Annotated in this window: 27 protein-coding genes and 5 tRNA genes; 27 read left to right on the top strand and 5 right to left on the bottom strand. The window is 42.8% G+C overall.

Annotated features, from left to right (window positions below):
* Positions 1-3 precede the first annotated feature (3 nt).
* Complete coding sequence (locus tag ACFWMP_RS08850; RefSeq protein ID WP_149645207.1) at positions 4-435, bottom strand: Lrp/AsnC family transcriptional regulator; 432 nt, start codon at positions 433-435, stop codon at positions 4-6.
* 126 nt (positions 436-561) lie between these two features.
* Here ACFWMP_RS08850 and ACFWMP_RS08845 point away from each other — a divergent pair, with 126 nt between their 5' ends.
* From ACFWMP_RS08845 to ACFWMP_RS08795, 11 genes are all read left to right on the top strand, one after another.
* Positions 562-1,314, top strand: coding sequence for an MBL fold metallo-hydrolase (locus tag ACFWMP_RS08845; RefSeq protein WP_379423113.1), 753 nt, complete (start codon positions 562-564; stop codon positions 1,312-1,314).
* Between the two features lie 153 nt (positions 1,315-1,467).
* Positions 1,468-1,543, top strand: a tRNA-Asn gene (locus ACFWMP_RS08840).
* Positions 1,544-1,550: 7 nt separating this feature from the next.
* Positions 1,551-1,639: transfer RNA gene (locus ACFWMP_RS08835), tRNA-Ser, on the top strand.
* 378 nt (positions 1,640-2,017) lie between these two features.
* Positions 2,018-2,479, top strand: a complete 462-nt coding sequence (locus tag ACFWMP_RS08830; protein WP_379423111.1) for a CDI toxin immunity protein — start codon at positions 2,018-2,020, stop codon at positions 2,477-2,479.
* 96 nt (positions 2,480-2,575) lie between these two features.
* Positions 2,576-2,767 (top strand): hypothetical protein, encoded by a 192-nt coding sequence (locus ACFWMP_RS08825; RefSeq protein WP_339245606.1) that lies wholly within the window; start codon positions 2,576-2,578, stop codon positions 2,765-2,767.
* Positions 2,768-3,412: 645 nt separating this feature from the next.
* Positions 3,413-3,838 carry a GNAT family N-acetyltransferase gene (locus ACFWMP_RS08820; protein ID WP_339245609.1) on the top strand — a complete coding sequence of 142 codons (426 nt, stop codon included), beginning with the start codon at positions 3,413-3,415 and terminating at the stop codon, positions 3,836-3,838.
* A gap of 48 nt (positions 3,839-3,886) precedes the next feature.
* On the top strand, positions 3,887-4,492 hold the full coding sequence (locus ACFWMP_RS08815; RefSeq protein WP_379423108.1) for a class I SAM-dependent methyltransferase: 606 nt from the start codon (positions 3,887-3,889) through the stop codon (positions 4,490-4,492).
* A 48-nt stretch (positions 4,493-4,540) separates the two neighbouring features.
* A complete protein-coding gene (locus tag ACFWMP_RS08810) occupies positions 4,541-4,732 on the top strand; it encodes a hypothetical protein (protein ID WP_379423106.1) in 192 nt (63 codons plus the stop codon).
* Between the two features lie 139 nt (positions 4,733-4,871).
* Positions 4,872-5,732, top strand: a complete 861-nt coding sequence (locus ACFWMP_RS08805) for a cation efflux transmembrane domain-containing protein (RefSeq protein ID WP_340974473.1) — start codon at positions 4,872-4,874, stop codon at positions 5,730-5,732.
* An 84-nt stretch (positions 5,733-5,816) separates the two neighbouring features.
* A tRNA-Glu gene (locus ACFWMP_RS08800) sits at positions 5,817-5,888 on the top strand.
* A 6-nt stretch (positions 5,889-5,894) separates the two neighbouring features.
* A tRNA-Leu gene (locus tag ACFWMP_RS08795) sits at positions 5,895-5,977 on the top strand.
* 75 nt (positions 5,978-6,052) lie between these two features.
* Here ACFWMP_RS08795 and ACFWMP_RS08790 read toward each other — a convergent pair.
* Positions 6,053-6,676: a nitrogen regulation protein NR(II) gene (locus ACFWMP_RS08790; protein WP_339269271.1), complete on the bottom strand. Its 624-nt coding sequence runs from the start codon at positions 6,674-6,676 to the stop codon at positions 6,053-6,055.
* A gap of 230 nt (positions 6,677-6,906) precedes the next feature.
* Between ACFWMP_RS08790 and ACFWMP_RS08785 the strand changes: the two genes are divergently transcribed.
* Together ACFWMP_RS08785 and ACFWMP_RS08780 are read left to right on the top strand one after the other, a co-directional pair.
* Positions 6,907-7,272 (top strand): helix-turn-helix domain-containing protein, encoded by a 366-nt coding sequence (locus ACFWMP_RS08785; protein WP_340974476.1) that lies wholly within the window; start codon positions 6,907-6,909, stop codon positions 7,270-7,272.
* 83 nt (positions 7,273-7,355) lie between these two features.
* Positions 7,356-7,438 (top strand) — tRNA-Leu (locus tag ACFWMP_RS08780).
* Between the two features lie 174 nt (positions 7,439-7,612).
* Here the strand turns inward: ACFWMP_RS08780 and ACFWMP_RS08775 are convergent.
* On the bottom strand, positions 7,613-8,092 hold the full coding sequence (locus tag ACFWMP_RS08775) for a glutathione peroxidase (RefSeq protein ID WP_042124801.1): 480 nt from the start codon (positions 8,090-8,092) through the stop codon (positions 7,613-7,615).
* 339 nt (positions 8,093-8,431) lie between these two features.
* On the opposite strand from ACFWMP_RS08775, the gene ACFWMP_RS08770 reads away from it, so the two are divergent.
* The 14 genes from ACFWMP_RS08770 to ACFWMP_RS08705 all read left to right on the top strand — a co-directional run bounded on the left by ACFWMP_RS08770 (position 8,432) and on the right by ACFWMP_RS08705 (position 21,385).
* On the top strand, positions 8,432-8,710 hold the full coding sequence (locus ACFWMP_RS08770) for a hypothetical protein (RefSeq protein WP_042124803.1): 279 nt from the start codon (positions 8,432-8,434) through the stop codon (positions 8,708-8,710).
* Between the two features lie 93 nt (positions 8,711-8,803).
* Positions 8,804-9,223 (top strand): thiol-disulfide oxidoreductase DCC family protein, encoded by a 420-nt coding sequence (locus ACFWMP_RS08765; protein WP_340974479.1) that lies wholly within the window; start codon positions 8,804-8,806, stop codon positions 9,221-9,223.
* Between the two features lie 74 nt (positions 9,224-9,297).
* Positions 9,298-10,206, top strand: coding sequence for a copper amine oxidase N-terminal domain-containing protein (locus ACFWMP_RS08760; protein ID WP_379423102.1), 909 nt, complete (start codon positions 9,298-9,300; stop codon positions 10,204-10,206).
* 36 nt (positions 10,207-10,242) lie between these two features.
* Positions 10,243-10,677, top strand: coding sequence for a DUF6526 family protein (locus ACFWMP_RS08755; protein ID WP_339801166.1), 435 nt, complete (start codon positions 10,243-10,245; stop codon positions 10,675-10,677).
* Positions 10,678-10,864: 187 nt separating this feature from the next.
* Positions 10,865-12,028 carry a P-loop NTPase family protein gene (locus ACFWMP_RS08750; RefSeq protein WP_379423099.1) on the top strand — a complete coding sequence of 388 codons (1,164 nt, stop codon included), beginning with the start codon at positions 10,865-10,867 and terminating at the stop codon, positions 12,026-12,028.
* Positions 12,021-13,262 carry a TadA family conjugal transfer-associated ATPase gene (locus tag ACFWMP_RS08745; RefSeq protein WP_379423097.1) on the top strand — a complete coding sequence of 414 codons (1,242 nt, stop codon included), beginning with the start codon at positions 12,021-12,023 and terminating at the stop codon, positions 13,260-13,262. Before ACFWMP_RS08750 ends, ACFWMP_RS08745 begins: the two co-directional genes overlap by 8 nt.
* Positions 13,263-13,284: 22 nt before the next feature.
* Positions 13,285-14,088 carry a type II secretion system F family protein gene (locus ACFWMP_RS08740; RefSeq protein WP_339245626.1) on the top strand — a complete coding sequence of 268 codons (804 nt, stop codon included), beginning with the start codon at positions 13,285-13,287 and terminating at the stop codon, positions 14,086-14,088.
* A gap of 10 nt (positions 14,089-14,098) precedes the next feature.
* A complete protein-coding gene (locus ACFWMP_RS08735) occupies positions 14,099-14,974 on the top strand; it encodes a type II secretion system F family protein (protein ID WP_379423568.1) in 876 nt (291 codons plus the stop codon).
* Between the two features lie 13 nt (positions 14,975-14,987).
* Complete coding sequence (locus tag ACFWMP_RS08730) at positions 14,988-15,176, top strand: Flp1 family type IVb pilin (protein ID WP_379423095.1); 189 nt, start codon at positions 14,988-14,990, stop codon at positions 15,174-15,176.
* Positions 15,173-15,847 (top strand): TadE family protein, encoded by a 675-nt coding sequence (locus ACFWMP_RS08725; protein ID WP_339245629.1) that lies wholly within the window; start codon positions 15,173-15,175, stop codon positions 15,845-15,847. The genes ACFWMP_RS08730 and ACFWMP_RS08725 overlap by 4 nt, the downstream gene beginning before the upstream one ends.
* A gap of 60 nt (positions 15,848-15,907) precedes the next feature.
* Complete coding sequence (locus ACFWMP_RS08720; RefSeq protein WP_379423093.1) at positions 15,908-18,166, top strand: hypothetical protein; 2,259 nt, start codon at positions 15,908-15,910, stop codon at positions 18,164-18,166.
* A gap of 18 nt (positions 18,167-18,184) precedes the next feature.
* On the top strand, positions 18,185-19,177 hold the full coding sequence (locus ACFWMP_RS08715) for a TadE/TadG family type IV pilus assembly protein (protein ID WP_379423091.1): 993 nt from the start codon (positions 18,185-18,187) through the stop codon (positions 19,175-19,177).
* 24 nt (positions 19,178-19,201) lie between these two features.
* Positions 19,202-19,711: an A24 family peptidase gene (locus ACFWMP_RS08710; RefSeq protein WP_379423089.1), complete on the top strand. Its 510-nt coding sequence runs from the start codon at positions 19,202-19,204 to the stop codon at positions 19,709-19,711.
* Positions 19,712-19,729: 18 nt separating this feature from the next.
* Entirely contained in the window at positions 19,730-21,385 is a 1,656-nt protein-coding gene (locus ACFWMP_RS08705) for a DUF6382 and FHA domain-containing protein (protein ID WP_379423087.1), read from the top strand.
* A gap of 28 nt (positions 21,386-21,413) precedes the next feature.
* On the opposite strand, the gene ACFWMP_RS08700 is transcribed toward ACFWMP_RS08705, so the two are convergent.
* Positions 21,414-22,319 (bottom strand): TIGR01777 family oxidoreductase, encoded by a 906-nt coding sequence (locus tag ACFWMP_RS08700; RefSeq protein ID WP_379423085.1) that lies wholly within the window; start codon positions 22,317-22,319, stop codon positions 21,414-21,416.
* Positions 22,320-22,359: 40 nt separating this feature from the next.
* Positions 22,360-22,824: a DUF2621 domain-containing protein gene (locus tag ACFWMP_RS08695; RefSeq protein WP_042124904.1), complete on the bottom strand. Its 465-nt coding sequence runs from the start codon at positions 22,822-22,824 to the stop codon at positions 22,360-22,362.
* Positions 22,825-22,861: the final 37 nt, after the last annotated feature.

Below are 22,861 nucleotides of genomic sequence, written 5' to 3'. Positions count from 1 at the left end.
GCCTTATTTAAGCTTCCCCATCGACAAATTGACTCTGTAATTTCCGAACTTTAGCAGCTCGTCGAGAAAGTTATTCAAATCCTCTTGGCTTCCCGTACGAACACGTATCCAATAGCAGCCTTCTCCACTGACGCGATGCATTTCTTTTACGCTGTCATGCTGCTTTGCGAATGTTTGAAAGGCTGGATGTACCGTATTCGAACCTAGAAAGACCGTTATAAAGGCATTGATCGCCTCACCAACTTTATCTGGATTCCAGCGGACGGTGTAGCCTTCAATCACTCCGGTGTCCTGCATTTTGCGAATACGTGCGCCCACAGCTTGGCCTGTCATATGCACTTGCTGCCCAATGTCTCTGTGACTGATCGTGGAATCATCAATAAGAAGCTGTAGGATGCGAAAATCCACATCATCTATGGAATAAGAACTCGTCATTATTTAAAATCCTTTCTGCGTGAAAGTAGAACAGGCCAATCTCTTTCCAATCTCAATGTATTCTGTTTCAAGGTCCAACTATAATTAATTGTAGCAGAAGATATCTGAAAGAAAGAAGGGCTTACGATGAAAATACAGCATATTCGCAACGCGACCCTATGGATGGAGTATGGGGGAAGTACATTTCTGATCGATCCTATGTTGAGTGAGCAGGGCGCTAATCCTCCCATTTTTAATACGGAAAATGACCGTCGGAATCCGCTTGTATCGTTACCGGGATCAGTAGACAAATGGCTGAATCCTAGTGCAATAATAGTCACGCATCTTCATCCAGATCATTGGGATGCTGCTGCCGTTTCCTTGCTGCCGCATAATCTCCCGTTATTTTGTCAGGAGGGGGATAGGGATACCCTAGTAGAGCAGGAATTTGAGAACGTCTCGGAAATCACCGATAAGCTGACATTCCAAGGAGTAACTATAACACGTACCGGTGGACAGCATGGAACCGGAGAGATTGGCAAGCTGATGGGGAAGGTATCCGGGTTTGTCTTTCAGGCGGAAAACGAACCAGTTGTGTATTTGGCAGGAGACACGATTTGGTGTGATGAGGTGAAGATTGCACTCGATGCCATTAAACCTGAGGTGACGATCGTTAATGCTGGTGGAGCGCAGTTTTTAACCGGAGGTCATATTACAATGAATGAGCGGGATGTCGTAGATTTATGCGAATATGCTTCTTCTACTAAGGTGATCGCTGTACACATGGACGCCATCAACCATTGCCTTGTTACCCGGGATAAGCTAAAAGCTCACTTGGAGAAGGAGGAGCTACGGGATCGAGTACAGCTTCCGCAAGACGGGGAATGGTGTTACGCATAAACTAAAGGGGGGAGTGATCCCCTCTTAAATCTAGCTAATGGCAGAAATAATGCATGAATTTGAAAACGATCACAAAAATTATTTTACCTGCTTGACTAGACCTTGAAATCATGATAAATTAATTCATGTTCACTTCTAATTTACTTCTAATGTTCCCTGATAGCTCAGTTGGTAGAGCACTCGACTGTTAATCGAGTTGTCACAGGTTCGAGTCCTGTTCGGGGAGCCATTTTTATGGAGAGATACCCAAGTGGCTATAAGGGGACCCTCTGCTAAGGGGTTAGACTGCGTAAGCGGTGCGTGGGTTCGAATCCCACTCTCTCCGTTCTGAATTACATAAGAAGAGCTTCCATTATGGGGGCTCTTTTTTTGTTGTGTGAATTTATTTGAGATGGCTAAATTCGAATTATCTGGAATTGAGGTAGTACCTGGGGCAGATCACGCGGATGTGTGATTTGTCTTTTTTTATCTGAATTATCAGTGATCATATTCAATATTTTGGAAGGTGAATAGAGTGAGAAAGGCGAAAGTTTACTGAAGTATACGCAAAATAGAAGACGTTTGAGAAATCGATTTTAGCATCAAATACATCAGTGGTATCCTGAATCTAGAGACTATTAGACTGTATAGGAACAGATGATTAGGTGAGTGGTAGTTTGGAGTTGTGGGAGATTGACGAAAAAATTTGAAATGAGGAAAATTCATGGATACCAAACATAGGCAGGATCGACTTCAATATCTATTACAACATCAAGACAAAAAGAATAAAAAGATTATAACAAGTTCTTTGTTTGATGAATGCATACAAACTCTTGGAAAGCAGACCCTTATATTTAGTTCAGAGAAATCAAAGGAAATATATAAAGATTTTAGTGCAGAGTATGAAATCACATTTTATGGTCGAATCGAATGGTCAAATTATGATTTTATAGAAATAACGGCAGAAGTAATAGAAAACAACACGAGATATATTGATAGATCAAAAGAGATGTATGTACTGTGGAGTCATGGCGAAGATCCAGTTATACAAACTACGTTAGAATCTGCATTAAAGAACTTAAATAATATAACTGCGGTCTCACCAGATATATGGTTTTATCGACTAAATGAATTTGTGATTGAGATCTTTCATGATGGAGTAATAAGAGGACATAAAAAATATTGAAATATTGTTTATGTGATTCATGAAGTCGTCAGCAAGACGAATTATATTCATGATCAAAAAGGCGATCATAAAAAAACATCTGTGGGAGCGTAATTAATGGATAATATATTATTGATAATATCTGGAGTTCTTCTTTTATTATTTAGTTTTTCAATGTTTATATTAATAATTCGAAGTGCAATTGATGGATCAAATATGTCAAAAAAAATGGATGTTTTAATTGATGAAATTAGAATGCTTAGAACAGAAATTAAGAACAACAAACATATAATTGATAAGAAAATTTGAGAGTGTTCCATTGAAGTAGAAACTTTCGATAGCATAGCGTCTACGCATCGTAGTCTTACTGATGGTCCACTCAAGGAATTTCGAATAGAGTTGAATCAGGAGAATAACCCTGCGAGGCTACCTACGTAAAACACATAAAGTTCATAGGATCTGCAAGGTGAAGTTTTTTTGTATGAATTCTATGCGTCTTTGAGCTTTGAAAAAAGGAAATAACCAAAAGGTGAACAAGCATTATAAAGGCGTAATCAAGGCAGAATTAACCTGCGGATAACGTCGCATTTCTGCTTCGTAAATTAACCGATGCTACGCACCTGAAGCGGCTTGGACGTCAGAAATGCATATGCATACGACTTAATCTGAAAGGGTTTTATAATGCCATATCATAATTTTATTGTTGGACTACAGTCACAAATTCATTTAGCCTTAAAACCAGAAGGTATTGATCGTTAAATGAATCACTTTGATCAAAATTCTGAGAATTCAATATCCTGGTTTGTTGAAAAATAAAGTTTGAGACAATTCGAGAGGCACAGGAATGGGTTTCTAGTGGTCACTTAAATGAGATAGGTTATTATTTATAATAGAGTGGTTAACCACTCAGAAACGCTAGTCGAAATGTTAGAAATAAACCATCAGGAGGAACTTATGTCGATTAATCCTAAGATATTTTATAGCACAAATGAAGAAACAGATTACGTCAGAAAAAAACTTATTGAATTTAACTCTAAACAAGTACCAAACGGCATTTATGAGGAGATAAATTTATGCTTGAAGGATGATAACGGAGATATTGTTGCCGGTATCAACAGTGCGATATGTTGGAATTGGATGGAAATTGGTATTTTGTGGGTGGATGATAACTATCGTAGTCAAGGTTACGGGAAAAGATTATTGGAAGAAGCAGAGAAAGTTGCCAAAGCAAAGAAATGTACTTTTATCAAATTAGATACATTCAGTTTTCAAGCGCCCGAATTTTATAAGAAGTATGGATATAAAGTAATTGCAACTATCGAAGATGCTCCGCTTGGAAGTAAACACTTTTACTACAAGAAGGATCTTAGCTATGATTAAGGTGGCTTGAGGAAGGCATAAACCTAAAATCAAAGGAGAGAAACAACTGTGGAGCTTTTTAAACAAATACCCTTGTACAGATTTTTGGCTTTATGTAATGAAAGTGGCATGGAAAAGACCGTATTAGATTGTGGGGCAGGAGGGGATACTCCTCCACTAAGTTTGTTTGCGAATTATGGATACGCTACATATGGAATAGAGATGAATGTTGAACAAATGAACAGAGCTAATCAGTTCGCAGCAGAAAGAGGGCAAAATTTAAACATACATCAGGGTGACATGAGACAGTTGGCATTAAACGATGAGTCGATGAGTTTTGTGTATTCTTATAATTTTATTTTTCATATGAAAAAACAAGAAGTGAAAGAAGCAATAAATGAATTGAAACGGGTGCTAAAACCTGGTGGGTTATTATTTGTTAATTTTTTAACTATCAAGGATTTTCGAGTCGGTGACGGAGTTGATTTAGGAGAACATCAGTATGAGCAAATGGAAGATGATGAATTAGTAATTCACTCTTATTATGATTATGATGAGGCGGATTCTATGTTTGAAGATATGCAATTAATATATAAAGAAGATCGAGTGCTTGAAAGAAAGTTTGAAGGCGAATGGATACGGCAAGGATTTATCGATTACATATATGAAAAATAGTTAAGAACAACTTAGAATAAGGTCAGATAAAGATATAGCAATAATAAATTGTTCGCAACTTGGTTTGCTATTTCATATTCGGGCCATTCTCATTTTGACTGGAACTCTACGAAGTCTTCGCCAGAGCTGATCATCGGGAATATTGAGATTGGGGCTATAACGTATTTCATTTTAGTCCTAGCCGTTCTGATGGAGCTGTTCGTAACCCGCTTAAAGAAGAAATTGATGGTTAAAGTGTAAAGTTATCTTTTAATCTGGTTGTAAGAAAAAGCATTTGTTTTGTTCAAAATAGTATGTTAAGTTATAAACCTATTTGACAGAGCACACAAGTTAGAGCCTATTATGGCTCTTTTTTTGTTAGTTGGCGGGAGTGAGGAACATGGATTATAGGAAAATAGAACGTTCAATCACCTATGCAAAAGTATCGTACTATATGAACATTGTTATGGCCGTTGGGAAAATGATTGTAGGGTTATACACTGCCTCGGTCTTCTTATGCATATATGCTTTTTACAATGTAGGGCTGGCCTTGGCGAAGGCAACGGCGGTCAAGGGACATTACGCGGGGAAGCAGCTGCCTGACGAAACACATCCCTACGGTTACGGTAGAGAAGAATATAAGAGTTATTTCAAGGTTGGAGTCATCTTAACTACGTCTAGCGTTGTTTTTATCATCTATTGTTTGCTGTTATTTTTGTATGGCAGTTCCGTGAGTTATTCGAAGAATGTAGCACTCGCCATCGCATGCATGACTTTTGTAGAAATTGTTATGGCGGTGCATGGGTCGATCGTTATGATGAGAAAAGGAAAAGCGCCAGCCGTTTCGGCAATCAAGTTATCCAATCTAGCGGCCTCTTTAATATCTCTCGTTCTTACACAGACAGCTATACTTTCGTTTACACATCAAGGGGATATGTCTTATTATAACGGTCTTGCGGGACTGATCTTTGGTGGGCTTGCTGCGTTGATCGGCGTTGGTATGATGCTACATATGCATCTCGTACTGATTGCTAAGCATTATCCTTTTGTTAGGAGAAAGCTAATCAAAACTATACAGTCTTGCGGCGTGAATCTTTCTATTGAACTTATTCGTTACGAGGATCATGGTCCTAGAAGGAAGCTTCTTTATGTTCATGAGATACACAGCGACTCCAGGGAACAATATGAGGTGATCAAGGCAAGGATTAGACGTGATTGGGATATAGAGATGATTGAAGAATCGAAGAATGCTATAGGCTGAAGTGATATGAAAAAAAAGTGCTTGCCATGTCCTTATATTTCTGGTATCATAATTTTTGTTGTCACGTTAAGACAACCTTGCTAAGGCCCGTTGGTCAAGGGGTTAAGACACCTCCCTTTCACGGAGGTAACATGGGTTCGAATCCCATACGGGTCATATTATGCGGTAGTGGTGGAATGGCAGACACGCTATCTTGAGGGGGTAGTGGGTGTATACCCGTGGAGGTTCGAGTCCTCTCTACCGCATACAAATAAAAAAGTAAGAAATCCTTTGCTTCGCAGAGGTTTTCTTACTTTTTTTTATAGGGTTAGACAAGTTGATTAGTTCTTGAAGGCTCTTGCATATTGGGGATAGAGCTGTCTGACACAGTCTGGGCAAATATCATGGGTGAATTGCAGAGAAAGCTGATGTTTTAAAAAAAGTTCAATGTTGATCCATTCATCCTTAGAATTTCGAATGGATTTGCAGGAAGCGCAGATGGGGATTAACTCTTGTGTTGGCTGACATGTCGAACAGATGCTTGTGATCCCCGACATCTTAGTTCCTTCTATAAATACACCCAAATCATATAGAGAAATTATAAAAGCAGCTTCTAGATAATAATCAGAGAGTAGCGGATAGATTTCCAAACGAAAGATACGCGTCCCTTTATAGGCGGTTTGAATGATGAACTCAGAGGTATAAATCTGTTGCTCTCTGCGGAGTATAATTTTCACCGAATCATAAAGTTTGGCCCATTGATCGGAATCGATGATTACATCTTGCAGAAGCTCCGAATAATAAGCTCCAATCCATTGTTTGTGAGGGGAGAGGCCATATTCATGACTAAATGCTTTCCACTTCCTGTTGGTGAACTGGATAACTCCTTGGCTGTTGATGACCACTGCATTGTGCGGCAGATATTCAAGTGAATGGATAATGGAAGATGATAAGCATTTTGACAAAAGTCACCGCTCCCTCCTAGAGATCCTTCGGGATGACATGTTAATTAAGGGGGTCAGACGGCATTACATCAGACACTTGTCACCTGAGTCGCCTCTTATCGTCACTCTAACCATATGATATAATCGGATAATACATAGTAACACCAATTATATACTTTTTTACGTTATTTTGCAATAGGTAATTACTTAAATAAGTCTTTTTTTATTTTTTTGTGAAGGGCGGTTTACGGATGCAGACCATATACGAACGTATAGAGTACTTAATTAAGCAAAAAGGTCTCACCAAGAAATCATTCTGCGAGCAGTTAAATATAAGCACAGGTAATATGGGAGATTGGAAGCGGGGCAAATCTACTCCGGGAACACATAAATTAATTGAGATCGGCGCTTTTTTTCATGTAAGTCTGGACTGGCTTATTTTAGGTAGAAATACATCTGAAATATTGAAAGAGAGCAATGAGGACTATGATTTCGGAGAAGCGAAGTTGAATGAAGATCGAACGAATGAATTGCGTCCAGAGGAAAAGGAATTCATTAAGGAATACCTAGCATTCACTGAATATCGTAAGCAGAAATGGGCTGACGAAAATTCTTAAATCAACGCCTTTACATTTCGGGGAAGTACATTTATAATAATGAATGTTGACCTCAAACAAAGTTTTATGTTTTATCTCACCGCGCGGTAGTGGTGGAATGGCAGACACGCTATCTTGAGGGGGTAGTGGGTGTATACCCGTGGAGGTTCGAGTCCTCTCTACCGCATACAGAATGACGAAAGGAGCCTTGCGATGCAAGGCTTCTTTTTTATGCTTAACGAGCAATCGGAAAGCTGTATGTTCGTATATTGAATAATGACAAAAGGATACTGACCGCATATCACCTAGTGGGTTGAGTGATGTGGCCAGTATCTTTTTTTAGAATTTCTTATTGAATGGATTATTTCAGAAGCTTGGAGATATAGGATTCGATCTGCTGAGGAGTAGTTTTAGGAGCAAAACGCTTAAGGACACGGCCTTCTTGATCCACTAGGAACTTGGTGAAGTTCCATTTCACGCTTTTTGAGCCTAGAACACCAGGTGCTTCCTTTGATAAGTATTTGAATAATGGGTGTGCTTCATCACCTTTTACATCAATCTTCTCGAACATTGGAAAAGTTACCCCATAGTTAATCTCGCAGTATTCTGCAATTTCATCACTTTCGCCAGGCTCTTGGCCAGCAAACTGATTGCTTGGAAAACCAAGTACCTCAAATCCACGATCCTTAAATTTCTCGTACACTTCCTGAAGCCCTTTATACTGAGGCGTAAACCCACATTTGCTAGCTGTATTCACAACAAGGAGTACTTTACCTTTGTACTTGGACAATGATTCTTCTGCACCCCGAAGAGTGTTGACCTCAAAATCATAAATACTCATGGATGCCACCTCCTTTGTAATTTCTAATTTTAATTTATCGCAATTTAATTGTACACTATTTATGATGGGGAACCAAATAAGAAAATTCTATGAACCATTAACGCCCATTCGGTTTATCAAATCACAGCAAAATGAATGATCATAAATTAAATGTATCTGTATATATTTTATGGAAATAATGACTGAATAAAGGCGTTGATCAGAAAAGAGCAATAAATAGCCTCCGTGTTAGGCGTCTTTGGTTGACATCACTCTTAAAATTCTTTAATATGTCTAAGTATCTGAGAATATGTTGCGTGTGCAATTTACAACCAAAAATTTAAATAATGGGTGATGAAGATGTCTTACAGACCGAATATTACGAATGTGACCAAAGCCAGCAGCAACGATAAGGAAGGATTGTACGAGTTCATTATCAAGCTTGCTGATGGAACGGAGTGCCGTGCGTTTTATAATCGGTTTCCGGAATGGAAAATGACGAACATCAGCCGCCTGCTTAAAACTCCATGTCCAATTTGCCGCAAAGATTTCATCTGTAAATGCATGGAGGCATTCACTGCTGATTTCGAAGGACAAATGATCGGTGATCAATGGATTGAAAAGGCAATTGCTGAATAATTAAAGAACGGTACATGTTGGCGCGGGATTCTATCCCGCGTTTTTGTTTACCCAAAATATGCGATACACTTATCTTTATAGGGAGGGGGAGCTATGAACGAGGAGCTGAACATTATGCAAAATAAGTCCATTGTGTTGATTGATGGGGTGTGTCATCTTTGCCAAGGTTTGATTCGTTTCATCATCCCGCGTGATCCCAAGGCTAAATTTCTATTCGCCCCTTTACAAAGTGAAATTGCTGCTAAGCTAATGAGTGAGGCTGGACTTCAACCTGGGCAGTTGAACACAGTTGTATTGCTGGAGAACGGTGTGTATTATACAGAGTCGGCTGCTGTACTGCGGATTGCACGTAGATTGAGATGGCCTTGGCCTGCTGCGTATATCTTCATTATAGTGCCGCGCCCAATACGGAATACCCTCTACCGCTATGTTGCAAGGAATCGTTACCGTTGGTTCGGGCGTGATGAGCAGTGTCTACTCCCAACACCGGAGATTAAACAAAGATTTTTGTAATCCGGGATTTGGCTAGATGTTATAATGTAACCATAATTTGGTATAATTAAGGACATTTAGCGAGGGGCGAAGGGATGTTGCGAAAGGCAGGGCTTTATCTATTAATAGTTATGCTAGTTTCTTTAGGTACGATGGGAACGGTATCCGCAGATGCTAAGCTCAAGGTAATGGTGAATAATTCGAGCGTGAATTATGGCGTGCAAATCGTCTCTGGACAGACGATGGTTCCGCTGAAGGCTTTTGAGAGCTTCAAGAATACTTCTATTCAGTGGGAAGCCCGTACAAAGCAAGTAACGATCGTTAGAGACTCCATGAAGATTATGCTTGCTGTGGGTTCTCGAACGGCGTGGAAGAACTCCGAATCTGTACAACTGGATGCACCTGCTAGCATCATGGATGGAAGAGTTACAGTGCCGCTGAGATTTATTGCGGAAGCTCTTGGAGCAAGAGTAACGGTAGATGCTACTACGAATACTGTCTGGGTTCAGGAACGTGCAAATGCGAAGCTTGTGCAGAATTATAATAGTAGGGACTTGGTAGTTTCCCGCATTGCTGCTTTACAATTCCCGGTTGAAGAAAGAGAACCGTCCCAATTAACGGGTGATAATGAAGCGTTGTCTATGTCGTATTATTTTCCTGAAGGCAGATCTGATGGATATTTCATAATCTATGGGCATTTTGTATCGTATTATGAGATTAAAGACAACATTAGAACAGTCGTATGGGAAGCAGATTTGGACAATTCGAAAGAGGCTGATAAAAAGGATTTTACCGCGATATTCGGACACCCCATTGCGAAGGAATATGGTAAAGCCCCTGTTTTAGCCCCATCCTATGCCTATTATTATACGAGTGTATGGGGAAGTCAGATTATTTGCGGAATCGTTAATGCGGATGGAACGACTAAAGTATCAGGGAAGTCGCTGAACTGGGAGAACAACGAGCCCTTTATCGTGGCTATTCCCGGCGAGACGAAGCTTTAAGCGCTCTACAAGTCATATAAAATATGGAGATGAATTATGAATAAAGGCAAGCCCAAGGGATTTATGCGTTTTGATTGGCCTTTTCATTTTGTGACGATGCCGCTTGCGCTAATTTTGTTTGTGTGGTCGGCGATTTATGCTGTTCAAGAGATACGTGATGATGGTGCTTTAACGGTGCCATTGCTGTTATTCGGTATGTCCTTATGCTTACTTTTTGCGATTACAAGAATTCGTATATATGCGACAAAAAATCAGGACCGCGTGGTGAGGGTGGAAGAGCAGTTTCGCTATTTCCGTCTGACAGGCGAAGCTTTGAGCCCAGAGCTTGAAATAGCCCAAATTATAGCGCTACGTTATGCGGGTGATGATGAGTTTTCAGCACTGTGTCAGCGGGCGGTGAAGGAGAAGCTCAACCCTGCCGATATTCGCTCTGCCATTAAGAACTGGCGCGAAGATAAGATGAGAGTATAGTATCCAGCTAGTGTGCGAAAAAACTTATTGCTGCCTTCATATATATATGCTACTATAGCTGTAAATTAAAGGAATAGTAACGGAAGCACCGTTCAATTACCGTATCCACGGTTATTGTCGGTGCTTTTTTTGCTGTCTTTTTTTGAGGAAATAATGCATTTCTTCTTATCGAAAGGAGCGTGGTTTCATGGCGGCAAGGGTTGTGCTCGCAGTGCGTGAAAGTCAATATATCGAACCATTACTGCACTATCTTCATCACAGCGAGTACGGAGAAATACTGCGTATTACGGCTTTTAGCCGAATGGATGCTTTTATCGAATTTATGAGGGGAGAGGACATCCCGGATGCTGTTGTGGGGGATTCTTCTTTTATTGAGGCTTGGCTAGTAGAAGGGAAAAGCACGGTTCCATGGGCAGTTTTGAGTGAGGATGGAGGTTATCTCGGTAAGAGTGCTAAAAGTCTGGGAGGGGGAGTGATGATTGCCAAATATCAGGCGCTTCCTTCCCTCCTTGGGGCATTTCTCCAGTTATGTGAAGTTCAAAGAGGTAGAGGATCTTCTGTACTAGATGAAACGCTGTTGCTGGGGGTTGTCTCTGCCAGCGGCAACATGGGCAAAACAACGATAGCATTGAATATGGCGAAGCAGCTTGGTGAAATGGGCCTTTCGGTGTTCTATCTGAACCTTGAGAGTGTAGACAGCAGTGGGTTGTTTCTCAGAATCCCTGTAGGTTATACGCCTGGACTAGAGAGGCTGCTGTATGAAATAAAGGCCAATCGAGACAAGGCTGAAGCGGATACGATCGAATTAGGACAATACTTCATTAGATATGATCACCTCCGAACTGCTGCTTTCAGACCAGTTATTAATGTGAAGGAAATGCTGCAGATGACTTTGCAAGATACGCTGGATTTGTTAGAGCGGCTGGTTGCGGAGAGAAACTTTGATGTTGTTATTGTGGACACCGGCAGCATCGAGGAAGAGCGTGCGAAAGCTGTGCTGCAGCGAAGTGGGATTCTACTTTGGGTCCTGAAAAATGATGATGTAAGCATGTATAAGACTATGAGATGGCTGTCGCATTGCACCGCTCCTAACTCTGGCATGCCCCCCCATGTGATGGAGAAGAGTAAATTTGTAGTGAATTTTGCAGTGGATCGTTTGGAAGAATGGGTGCCTCCTGAAGGAATTATCATTGAAGGTGTATGTCCCTTTATCCCATCATGGACGCTGCAACACCGTGAGGAGCTCTTTTTGAACTCTCCGCAATTTCAGCGGGAAATCTTGCAGTTGTGTAAGCGGATTGTAGAGCCAGCGCTCCCATTAGTTTTTACTGGGAAGAACTTGCATGAATGAGGAGATGTTCAGGGCTCTACGTAGTGAGATTCGTGCAGGACTTGATGTAACTTCTGCAGTAGGGAACCGTGAACTCACTGGCTATATCGAACGAACGATTCTAGAAAGTGAAAGTCTCCGTTATTTAACAGCGCTGGAGAAGCATGAGCTAGTGAAGAGACTATTTGACTCCTTCCGAGGCTTGGATGTGCTTCAGCCATTAGTGGATAATCCGGCGATTACGGAGATTATGATCAACAGTCATACTGAGATTTTTATAGAAGAGGAGGGGCAGATTCGTCGTCTTCCTTTGGAATTCGAGTCTAGTAGCAGGCTGGAGGACATTATACAAACGGTTGTATCCGGTGTTAACAGGGTAGTAAATGATTCCTCCCCTATCGTTGATGCTCGGTTGAAGGATGGATCCCGCGTGAACATTGTACTTCCGCCAGTCTCGCTGAAAGGACCAGCGATGACCATACGTAAATTCCCGGAGAAGCCGATGACGATGAATGAATTGGTGAGCCGTGAAGCTTTAAGCCTGGAAGCAGCAGAGCTACTGCAAATCTTAGTAGGTGCTAAATACAACATTTTTATAAGCGGGGGAACGGGCTCGGGGAAGACCACCTTTCTAAATGCGTTATCTCAGTTTATCCCTTCACAGGAGAGGGTCATCACAATAGAAGATTCTGCTGAGCTACAGATTGTAACGGTGCCAAATCTCGTTTCCCTGGAGACTAGGAACGCGAATACGGAAGGTAGAGGGGAGATTTCTATTCGAGATTTGATTCGTTCTTCGTTGCGGATGAGACCCAATCGAATTGTTGTGGGTGAGGTGCGGGGAGCGGAATGCCTCGATATGCTACAGGCGATGAACACTGGACACGATGGAAGCTTGTCCACAGGGCATAGTAACAGCGCGCACGATATGGTCAGTCGACTGGAGACGATGGTGTTAAGTGCTGCGGATCTGCCGGTAACGGTTGTTCGTCAGCAAATCTCATCGGCGATTGATATATTCGTACACTTATCCAGGCTCCGTGATCGTTCTAGGCGAGTGATGGAGATTAGTGAGGTTGCAGGCCTGAAAGATGGAGAAGTGGTCTTGAACCCTCTATATGAATTTCGAGAGTCCGGTGAACGAGAGGGCCGGGTACAAGGAGGGCTGGTTTCTTGCGCAAACCCGCTTATGCATACAGCAAAGCTTAGAATGGCTGGTGTGACCTCCTATCCGTTATCACAGGCTGGATTCTGAATTCTAAAAGGGGGAAGAGGTAATGTTTAAGATTAAGTTTGCTGCTGAAAAGCCTAAGAAAGCTGATTCCAGAGGCCATTCATTATTGCCGGATTATACGGTATATGAGTTGACCTTGGTGCAGAAAACTCTGGCTATTGCAGTAGGTGGTTTGCTGCTGTTTGGAGTGGGATATCTTTTTTATCATCATTGGATACTGTCGTTACTACTTATGCCAGGTGGGCTGTATGCACCTCGTATGCTGCGTAATTATTTGCTGAAAAGACGCCGGAGTATGCTTAATTTACAGTTTAAACAGACGTTATTTTCATTGTCTTCCTCACTCTCAGCAGGGCGATCGGTCGAGAATGCTTTCCGGGAAGCGGTCCAAGACTTACGTATGCTGGACCCGGAGGGGGGCGGCGATATGATCTCGGAGCTAAATATTATCTGTACGCGGATGGAATACGGTCAGCCAGTGGAGGAAGCGCTTCGGGATTTCAGTGAAAGAGCAGGAATGGAAGATATTGAGCGGTTCGCTGACGTGTTCACTGTATGTAAACGTACAGGCGGTGATCTGGTAGAAGTAGTGCGCCGTACGTCTACGATTATTGGAGAGAAGCTGGATATTCAGCAAGATATTACTGTAAGCATTTCACAGAAGAAATTCGAAGCGAAAGCGCTGTTAATATCTCCACTAATTATGGTGATCTTTATGAGTTTGACTGCAGGAGACTACATGCAGCCCATGTACACAGGAGCGGGTATAGCCATATCGACGCTTGCATTAGTAGCTTTGTTTTTATGTTATCTCTGGACTACTAAAATAATGGACATTCCGCTGTGAAGGGGATGAAATCATGCGATGGCTATGTGCAGTAGTCACTATATTTTTACTTGTTGTCTGGGCTCTGTTACGAATTAAATGCGGAAAAAGATATGCCCGATTAAGAGGACTTCCTATGGAAGGATTACGTCTTCGAAAGCTGGGTGAACCGCTGCTACTGCTCATTGAGAAAACCGGCATCGCCAGCCGTTTTCCATCATTGATGTTCAGGATTCAACGTTCCCTGCAGCGAAGTTATGGGATGCGTTACAGTGCAGAACGAACCCTGTTGTTCATGGGTGAGATGCTTAGCTACAGTTGGTTGCTGCTTGTGGGTGGAAGTTTGATCACAGGTTTTAGCGGCGATCAGACAGGTCTGATTCTAGGTTTTTTCTTGGCGGTAGCTCTACCAGCTGCTATGGTGAGTGATTTACATAAAAAGGTGAGGGTGAGAGAGCAGAATATTATGCTCGAGCTACCAGAACTTCTGAACAGCATTGTATTGCTGGTAGGAGCAGGTGAGACTGTGCAACGGTCGATTATCCGCTGTGTGGAGAGCCACCGAGGTGATGTTAATCACCCATTGTATAAGGAACTTAGGATCATGACCAGTGAATGGGAAGGAGGGTATTCATTTCAGCAGGCATTCGAGAATTTTAGCAAGAGATGTGCAGTGCAGGAGGTATCGTTGTTCACGACGACGGTTCTTCTGAATTATCGCAGAGGTGGAGCGGATTTTGTGTTATCGCTACGCGATCTCTCGCGGATGCTGTGGGATAAACGGAAAGCTATCAGCCGAACGCGAGGGGAGCAAGCTTCCTCTAAACTAGTCTTTCCGATGGTAGTTATCTTTTTAATAGTAATTGTACTGGTGGGAACGCCAGCATTCATGATGTTAAAAGTGTAGGAGGGTGAAACTAATGATGACGACAATGTTGGGTAGCGTGAAGAATTTTTGGAAGGACGAGGAAGCCCTGGGGACACTGGAAATGATTCTGATTATTGCAGTGCTGATTGCGGTCGTTCTTTTGTTTAAGGACAAAATTCAGGAAGTAGTGGAGGCTTTGATTAAAACTGCAGGAGAAAAGAGCCAGGAAGTATTCGAGTGAAAAAGCTTAAGGACGATCGAGGCAGCTTTACTATTGAAGCTTCAATTCTGCTACCAATGGTCATGTGTATTACAATGCTTCTTCTGTTCTTCTGTTTGTATAGCTACCAGAAATCTATGCTCCTGCAAGTGGCCTCAGGGGCTACTGAGCGTGCGGCTTACAATTGGGACAACAGCCACAAAGAGGTTTCTGGCTCCTATGCTGCAGGTGAGTATGACTCCCTTTATTGGAGAATTGGAGACGATGCTTTGCTAGCCTCTTTATTCGGCGGAGAAGCTGGAAGTGATGGCGCGACAATAGAGCTACCTGGTGAAGTGTCAGAGGAAAGTGATCTACCAGTGCTTAAACTCAGACATTCGTCCTCTATGATTCCGAATAATATGCCGGGAAATTTGAACTACGCATATTCACTTGCAGGACGGAAAGTAAGTGCTGAATTAAATCGTCTACTGCACTTACCTGTACTTGATGAAGTTTTGTCTGATGAGGCAAAGCCAACTGTAAAAACTCAATCTATCATCGCTGAGCCTGTTGAGTTTATCCGTACGGTCGACCTGATGCGTTACTTCGGGGCTAAGTTCAAGGGAGGTTCAGAGGGTACTAGTGGGTCTGGAGTCCACATGGAGAAGAAGGATGCATCCGCGATGATGACCAAGCTTCAGGATAAGTGAATATTTCCTTACTAATGGATCTTGTATCTATTGAAGGTAGGGATAAGGAGGGAGGTTTTGATGAGGAGCATCTTTACCAGTTTCCTTGTTAGCGGTAAGAGTCGAAAGAAACAGAGGCAGGGTAAGGGCAAAACGGAAGGTTCAGTCTCAATTTTTTTAATTATGGTGCTGGCTTTCGTCTTTCTGTTTACCGCTGTGCTGATTGACTATGCGCGGATTGCTGCCTTCAATGTTCAGGAGGAACGTTTAGCGAGGGCTAGCGTTCGCTCTGTAATGTCATCTTACGATGTTGAGCTACGAGAAAAGTATGGTTTATTTGCCTTTGGAGAGAGTGACGGGGATATGCTGCTTTCTCAGGTACTCAATGATAATATGCATAAAAGTGGTAGGAGTGACGCGTTCAATCTTGTACCCTTCGCTTTGGAATCGTCGTCTTTGAAATGGAGCAGACCGCTGGGTAGCTATGATGTTGTGAGTCGACAAATACTGGAGGAAATGAAGTATAAGGCTCCGGTGGATTTTGCTTTGGAATTGGCAGGTAAATTCAAGCCGATGTCAGGAGTAATGGCAGAGGCCTCACGGGCTACTGAACTACTCAGTAAGCTGCAGCCGTTATATGACGAGCGAGAAGAGGCTTTGGATCTTATGTTAGAGCAAAGAAGCCAAGCTGCGGAGAGTGGAAGAAGGTTACTTCAATGGATTATGAATCCGCCTGAAGAGTCCATTTCTGCCAGTTCACTCGGAAGTATGCAATCGGCGGCGGATATTCCTGCACAGTATAGTGACTATCTTGGGAAATATTACGATGATCTTTATCGTGATAGTAAAAAGCCTGCAAAGTACACTTATCAATTGTCTCTCTACCGGAGTCGAACTACTGAAATGTTATCGCGGCTTCCTGCCTTATTAACAGCTTTTCGTGAAGATCATGAAAGAACAATGGAGGGAGCGAATAAAGCGTTAAAGAAGGCAGAGCAATTGAATGACGAGATGAGAAATATATTGGAACAGTCACGAATGGAGGGGGTGGATCTATCAAATGATCCTGCTAATGACTGGGATATTCCGGCGAGCTCAGGAGAGATAAGCTCAGACCCGCTTAAAAAGCTGCGTGAGCAGGAAGATGCACTGATTCTCTCCTCAACTGATCTAAGTCAGATGGAGAATAGTATATCTATGCAGCAAAGTTCTTACGAGGCCATTGAACCTATCGTAACAGGAATGTCGGGTGTGCTGTATGAAGCTTTGAGTGAATATGGTGACTCCTATCAAATGATCTCTTCTGTTCTTGAAGCTTCACGCGTAGTGAATAACTATCTACAGAATTACGGTAAGAAGGGAAGTATTATCGTTAGTGATTTGGCTTTAATCGAACAGCACCGTAGCTCAGATAAAGAGCGTAAGCAATTGGAGAGAGAAGCAAAATCGAAGCTGGGTGAAGCGAAAGCATTGCTTGATAAGATTCGAATGATGGGTAACGGAGTGACAGATTCTCTGAAAAGCTATGATACACTTCGTCAATATTACGAGGAGAATATTGCTTTTAATAAGGAATTAGTATCAGATCCACTTGTTAAATCTGAAGTCAGCACTAACCCGTATACTGCTGGGAGTTCGGCGATGGAGGATATGGACGGAATCTATGCAGCGATGGGTGGCATTATGGGAGGGGCTAGAGATAGACTTTTTCAAACGGAGTATTCTGCTCTCTATTTTCAACATTTTGATGTTTCCAAGTTAGCTACTCTAGCACAAGGTTCTGAGGGCACAGCCGAACTTACAGACCAGCTTAATCCTCAAGCGCAAGAGCTGGAATACATTCTTTACGGATTTCATAATCCCGCTGGAAATGTAGCCGCAGCGTATGCTGAAATATTTGCCATGCGGCTGTCTATTCGAACGATGGAAGGTTTTATTGAGAAGGGAAGTTTAGGAAACCCATTGGCTGTTCTGGCCGCAGCACTGTTGTATGGGATCCAGCAAGCTATTCAGGACATGTTGTTACTCTGTGAGAAAGATTCCATACCACTGTCTAAATATTTACCGGCCCAGCTGACTTATCGTGATCATTTGCGTCTGTTCATGATGCTGCATGGAGGCGGGAATGTTCAATTATCTCGGATGCTGGCTCTCATTCGACTGAACACAGGAATAAATCCAGATGAAAGAAGTACGTATGTCTCATCGAATATTAAGCTTGGAATGCGACTATGGTTTCTACCGGGTGTTGTGAAGCTATTGGACTATAGCGCTGGGTATTCTGGAGAAGTGCAAGGCAGTACATATATGAGAGCAGTGCAGGCTGATTTTTCATACTAGCAGGAGGTTGGTAAGGATATGGGGGACGGGTACCGGATTAGGAGGAAGACGCAGGAAGAAGGCAGCATGATAGTAGAAGCGGCGATGGTACTTCCGATCTTCCTACTGTTTGTTTTGTTCCTAATTTCTATCGTACAGATGACCTTGTATTCAACAGCCTTACAAAGCACAGCATCTGATACTGTGAAATCTATTTCAACGCATATGTACCCGGCAGCTTTGGCTGTGCAGAAATGGGGAGCAACAAGCGAAGCTGGCGCTAATCCAGTGAAGGATGGCACCGACCTATCCGCTGGCAATCAAGCCGAATCGAATTGGACGATTCCTCGCTTGTCACTTACAGATTGGGGCAACAGTTATGCAATGTCATTACCTAAGCCGCTGAATGAGTGGGTCATGTCAGCTTTAGAGAAGGGCGAGGGACCTCTGCAGAAGCTACAGGCTGAGACCTCTGAAAGTGTACTGGATCTAGCGGTAAAACCCCTATTAAAGCCGTATCTGTCATCAGACTTACTGGATTATGATCGAATTCATGTATCCAACATTATCGTGCCTGAGTTAAAGAATGGTACCCGACCTTACTTTGGATTAGTGGTTAGCTATGAGCTGCCGATGAAGGTTCCCTTTCTAAACCAACGCATTGTACTTGAGGCAAGTGCTGTTGAACGTCTTTGGATCGGGGATACAGGAGAGGGTACAAATAAGAGCAATGACGGCACTGGTCAACCAGAGGATTTTATTAAGATTTTGGAGAAACCGAATCCAGCTGTAGCCAATAAGCAAGGCAAAGTTCGTGCTAAAATTCCGCCGAATGCTTCCGCTAGCTTATCCGTTTTTTATAAAAGCGGGGGAAGCACTGCTAAATATTTAGGCTGGAAACAAGCGGATGCGGACGGATATATCGAGTGGGAGTGGAAAATTGGTGTGAATACCACACCGGGCTCGTGGCCATTTGTAATTCAGCTCGATGACGGTAGATCTATTGAGGTGATGTTCACAGTAGTGAAATGAGTGAAGGGGAAAGGAGTGTAATCCATGGCGGAGTGGGCCTTCTGGGGATGTCTGCCGTTTCTGGCAGCTGCATTTATTACGGATATAAAGTCGATGAGAATACCAAACTGGATCACTGTCTCAGGCTTGCTTGCTGGTCTGCTTGCTCAAGCGCTGATGAACGGCTGGGATGGACTGCTTAAGGCTGGTGTAGGTGCCGCTGCAGGATTTGCAGTGCTTCTAATTATGCATTTGATAGGGGCGGTTGGTGCAGGGGATGTTAAGCTTTTTGCCGGGATTGGGGCGTGGACAGGAATGCTATTTACATTGCAGGTCGTGATGTACTCCGTACTGTTTGGGGCCTTGATAGGCTGGCTAATTGTCTTAAAGAGACGGGAGACAGGCAGGCGTACGCGTAAGATCTTTAACACAATTTCCGGATTTATATTATTGAAGAGTTCATTCCTATTAATAAATAAAGATAATGAGCTGTTGAGATTTCCCTTTATGCTGGCTGTAGTCCCTGGTACCATTTGCGCTTATCTTTATTTTTAAAATAGGAGGTGGTGATGCTTGTTGTACGGATTATCCCGTGACTTTATACAGCAGGACGGTATATATATGATGCTTGGCGAACCAGAAGGAATGCCGGTAGGTAAGCTTAATATGGTTCAAGCTCGTATGCTGATGAACACTGACATTCCTCATCATTTAAGGTTGTTACTTAGGGAAATTGATTTAAAAGTTACGATGGAATATGCTGTTCTGCGTAAAAAAATGCTCAGTCATTTGCTCAAAAGTGAGAAGTTGAGCATGACCTCATTTTTTGGATTACTTCTGCAAATTGCGCAAGGGATGGAAGATGGCAGGTTATATATGCTTCGGGCGGATCAGTATGCTTTGCATGAAGATTATATTTTTATTGAAGGATCATTGCAGAGTGGTAAGGTATATCTCACCTATATCCCTGTTCAGGGGAATGAGCCTGTTTCTAGGCTGGGAGAGTCTCTCAAATCGCTGATCATGGTGATGATGGCTTCTATCACAGAGCTTACTGGCAGTGGTGTTCAAAGAGTGCTGCAATACTGTGGGGAAGAAGAATTTACACCAGCGGGCTTAAAGGGTCTTCTCTCAGAGCTGTTGACAGAGGGCGACTCTAGTAGAGGACAATTCAGTAATAACGCAGAAATGGCATACACATCACCTAAGTTGACAGAAGTACGTCCGGCAGAGCCTGAAAGACGAATGCAAGAGAGAGTAAGGGAACTGTTTGTGAATGAGGTGCCTGCTCCCCAGAAAAAAATGAGTGAGCGGAACGAGGATAAGGGTCTGCGTACGCAGCAGAATTCAGCTCCGTGGTTAAATAGCTATTCCAGTCCGAATTTTAGGGTGAAAGAAGAGGAAAGGTCTCTTCGGTCTACAGACGATAATAAGTTGACGAATTCACAACCCTCAAGCTCAAGAACCTATATTATTCTAGTTTGCTTATTGGGTGATGCATTATTATGGAAATTCCTATATTTGAATAACCCAAAACCGTTATGGCTAGCCGTTTGTGGGATCGCAACGATTGCCTTGGCTGCTTTTAGCTGGATGGTATGGAGCGAAAGAATTAGGTTTGGAAGTGACGAAGAAAAGGAACATACGAGTGAGGATTCTGAAGATGCAAACCGGAGTCCGAATCGAAGAGAACTGGAGTGGGATTTCGGTAGGTATCCTGTGACCCCTGTGCGTCCAGCAGCATCGATTCCAAAGGGAGATCAGCATCCATCCGACCCTTTATCTAACATTCCGTCTGTGCGATCTGAATCAAGGAAAGAGGAGGATAGTTCTGTAATACCACCAGGTCCAATAGCCCCAACCGCTTTATTATCACGGGAGGAAACACCTGAGCAAGGCAAACGAAATGAGAAGCTAGCTCGAAATGTTCCTTATCTCAAAAGAAGCGATGAGGAAGAGGCAGAGTCGGAAACTATAGCGTTAAACCGAACTAGTTTTATCATTGGCCGATCGGCAGAAGTAGCTCAGTATGTAGAAAGATCAGAAGGAGCTTCAAGAGTACATGCGGAGATATCTAGGAGCCCAAGCGGATTCGTACTTAAGGATCTCGACTCCAGAAATGGAACGCTTTTTCAAGGCGAAGCCATGATCCCTTACAAAGAGTACCCGCTGTCAGAGGGGACCGTATTCAAGATTGTAAAAGGAAGTTACACATTCCACATGGGATGAAGAGTACAAGCAAAGAATGTTAATTCTGCTATTTTTGGCTTTTCAAATCTTCTAAAGCGGTTTGAAGTGTGGGGAAGGTAAAGATAAAGCCATGTTCTAATGCCGCCGATGGAAGAACGCGTTGTCCTTTGAGCAAGATCTCAGACAATTCACCTACTGCTGTTTTTAACAGGATGGCGGGTAGTGGGAACCAATGCGGCCGTTTGTATACTTTGCTGATCGTTCTACCGAACTCTTCGTTCGTGACCGGATGTGGTGCAGTCGCATTAACAGGACCGGCGATGGTGGGATTCTGAATACAAAAATCGATTAGACGGACGATATCCGTCAGGTGAATCCAGGATACCCACTGGTTTCCCGCGCCGATGTTACCACCAAAACCCAGTAAATAGGGAAGCTTCATCTTGGGGAATGCTCCGTTTCGGTTACCGAGCACAACCCCAGTACGCAACTTGATCACACGGATATTCATGTATGCTTCATCAGTAGCTTCTTCCCATGTCATAACCACGTCAGAAGGGAAGTCCATGACATGGGCTGGCGATGATTCATTAAAAGTATCTTGCAAAGTGGTTCCGTAAATAGCCACAGCTGACGCCTGAATGACTACAGAAGGTTTGTGTTTCAAACGGTCGAGTAGCTTAGCAGCAGCGGAAACGGTTGCAAGACGGGATTGCATGATTGCCTTTTTACCACTTGGACTCCAACGCTGGCTAAGAGAAGCGCCAGCAAGATTGACCAAGGCATCCGCATTTTCTATAGGCACTTGATCATTGTTAAGGCTGTCCCATTTGTGGTAACTCAGCTTAGGATGATAAGGTGCAGCCTTAGGTAGATTGCGACCGACGATTGCAACTTCATTGCCTGCTAGTAGCCAGTATTTTGCTAGTTCGCTGCCAATAAAACCGGTGCCGCCACATATTACATATTTCATAAGGTTGGCCTCCGTTCTGAACGCAACATCAGATTATCAATCACTTGAACAAATGCTGGTAAGCAGAGTAGTCGATTTTATTCTTTTCAAGAAAATTGACGAGGAAACGATTGTCACGCCGTGGTGTGGCGACTATGTAACCTTTAATGCAGTGATCACGAGTTACCTCTTTTGCATTACTTTCCACAGCGATCTTACCGATCTCGGCAGCAATGGAATGTTTGGCGATATCGCGAAAAGGGCTGGGCACAGGCTGAACAAGCTGGTCTAAGAAAGCTTTTGATTCATCACTCCAGAGTGAACGGCTGCGTTCTACCCAGTAATTTTGCCAGTCCAGCTTTGATTTTCCATCAGCTTTCGGCAACACCTTTAGGAATTTCCGGAACATAAAAAAACCGCCGATACACATGGAACCCAGCAGCATAAATGTCCAGAAAGCGATAGAGTTCATGAACCAATTGCTCGGTGTTGCGGATAATAAACCAAGTCCTGATTGGATAGACATGCATACACCACCTTTTGGCAATGAGTATTCTCACATA

It is taken from the genome of Paenibacillus sp. NPDC058367 (assembly GCF_042723305.1).
GTDB lineage: Bacteria > Bacillota > Bacilli > Paenibacillales > Paenibacillaceae > Paenibacillus_AQ.
Note: the sequence above shows the minus strand (reverse complement) of the source record. Positions and strands in the feature narration are given on the sequence as shown.

Coding starts and splice junctions, on each gene's coding strand:
- ACFWMP_RS08850 (WP_149645207.1), bottom strand. CDS start 435: ATGACGAGTTCTTATTCCATAGATGATGTGGATTTTCGCATCCTACAG.
- ACFWMP_RS08845 (WP_379423113.1), top strand. CDS start 562: ATGAAAATACAGCATATTCGCAACGCGACCCTATGGATGGAGTATGGG.
- ACFWMP_RS08830 (WP_379423111.1), top strand. CDS start 2,018: ATGGATACCAAACATAGGCAGGATCGACTTCAATATCTATTACAACAT.
- ACFWMP_RS08825 (WP_339245606.1), top strand. CDS start 2,576: ATGGATAATATATTATTGATAATATCTGGAGTTCTTCTTTTATTATTT.
- ACFWMP_RS08820 (WP_339245609.1), top strand. CDS start 3,413: ATGTCGATTAATCCTAAGATATTTTATAGCACAAATGAAGAAACAGAT.
- ACFWMP_RS08805 (WP_340974473.1), top strand. CDS start 4,872: ATGGATTATAGGAAAATAGAACGTTCAATCACCTATGCAAAAGTATCG.
- ACFWMP_RS08785 (WP_340974476.1), top strand. CDS start 6,907: ATGCAGACCATATACGAACGTATAGAGTACTTAATTAAGCAAAAAGGT.
- ACFWMP_RS08775 (WP_042124801.1), bottom strand. CDS start 8,092: ATGAGTATTTATGATTTTGAGGTCAACACTCTTCGGGGTGCAGAAGAA.
- ACFWMP_RS08770 (WP_042124803.1), top strand. CDS start 8,432: ATGTCTTACAGACCGAATATTACGAATGTGACCAAAGCCAGCAGCAAC.
- ACFWMP_RS08765 (WP_340974479.1), top strand. CDS start 8,804: ATGAACGAGGAGCTGAACATTATGCAAAATAAGTCCATTGTGTTGATT.
- ACFWMP_RS08760 (WP_379423102.1), top strand. CDS start 9,298: ATGTTGCGAAAGGCAGGGCTTTATCTATTAATAGTTATGCTAGTTTCT.
- ACFWMP_RS08755 (WP_339801166.1), top strand. CDS start 10,243: ATGAATAAAGGCAAGCCCAAGGGATTTATGCGTTTTGATTGGCCTTTT.
- ACFWMP_RS08750 (WP_379423099.1), top strand. CDS start 10,865: ATGGCGGCAAGGGTTGTGCTCGCAGTGCGTGAAAGTCAATATATCGAA.
- ACFWMP_RS08745 (WP_379423097.1), top strand. CDS start 12,021: ATGAATGAGGAGATGTTCAGGGCTCTACGTAGTGAGATTCGTGCAGGA.
- ACFWMP_RS08740 (WP_339245626.1), top strand. CDS start 13,285: ATGTTTAAGATTAAGTTTGCTGCTGAAAAGCCTAAGAAAGCTGATTCC.
- ACFWMP_RS08730 (WP_379423095.1), top strand. CDS start 14,988: ATGATGACGACAATGTTGGGTAGCGTGAAGAATTTTTGGAAGGACGAG.
- ACFWMP_RS08720 (WP_379423093.1), top strand. CDS start 15,908: ATGAGGAGCATCTTTACCAGTTTCCTTGTTAGCGGTAAGAGTCGAAAG.
- ACFWMP_RS08715 (WP_379423091.1), top strand. CDS start 18,185: ATGGGGGACGGGTACCGGATTAGGAGGAAGACGCAGGAAGAAGGCAGC.
- ACFWMP_RS08710 (WP_379423089.1), top strand. CDS start 19,202: ATGGCGGAGTGGGCCTTCTGGGGATGTCTGCCGTTTCTGGCAGCTGCA.
- ACFWMP_RS08700 (WP_379423085.1), bottom strand. CDS start 22,319: ATGAAATATGTAATATGTGGCGGCACCGGTTTTATTGGCAGCGAACTA.
- ACFWMP_RS08695 (WP_042124904.1), bottom strand. CDS start 22,824: ATGTCTATCCAATCAGGACTTGGTTTATTATCCGCAACACCGAGCAAT.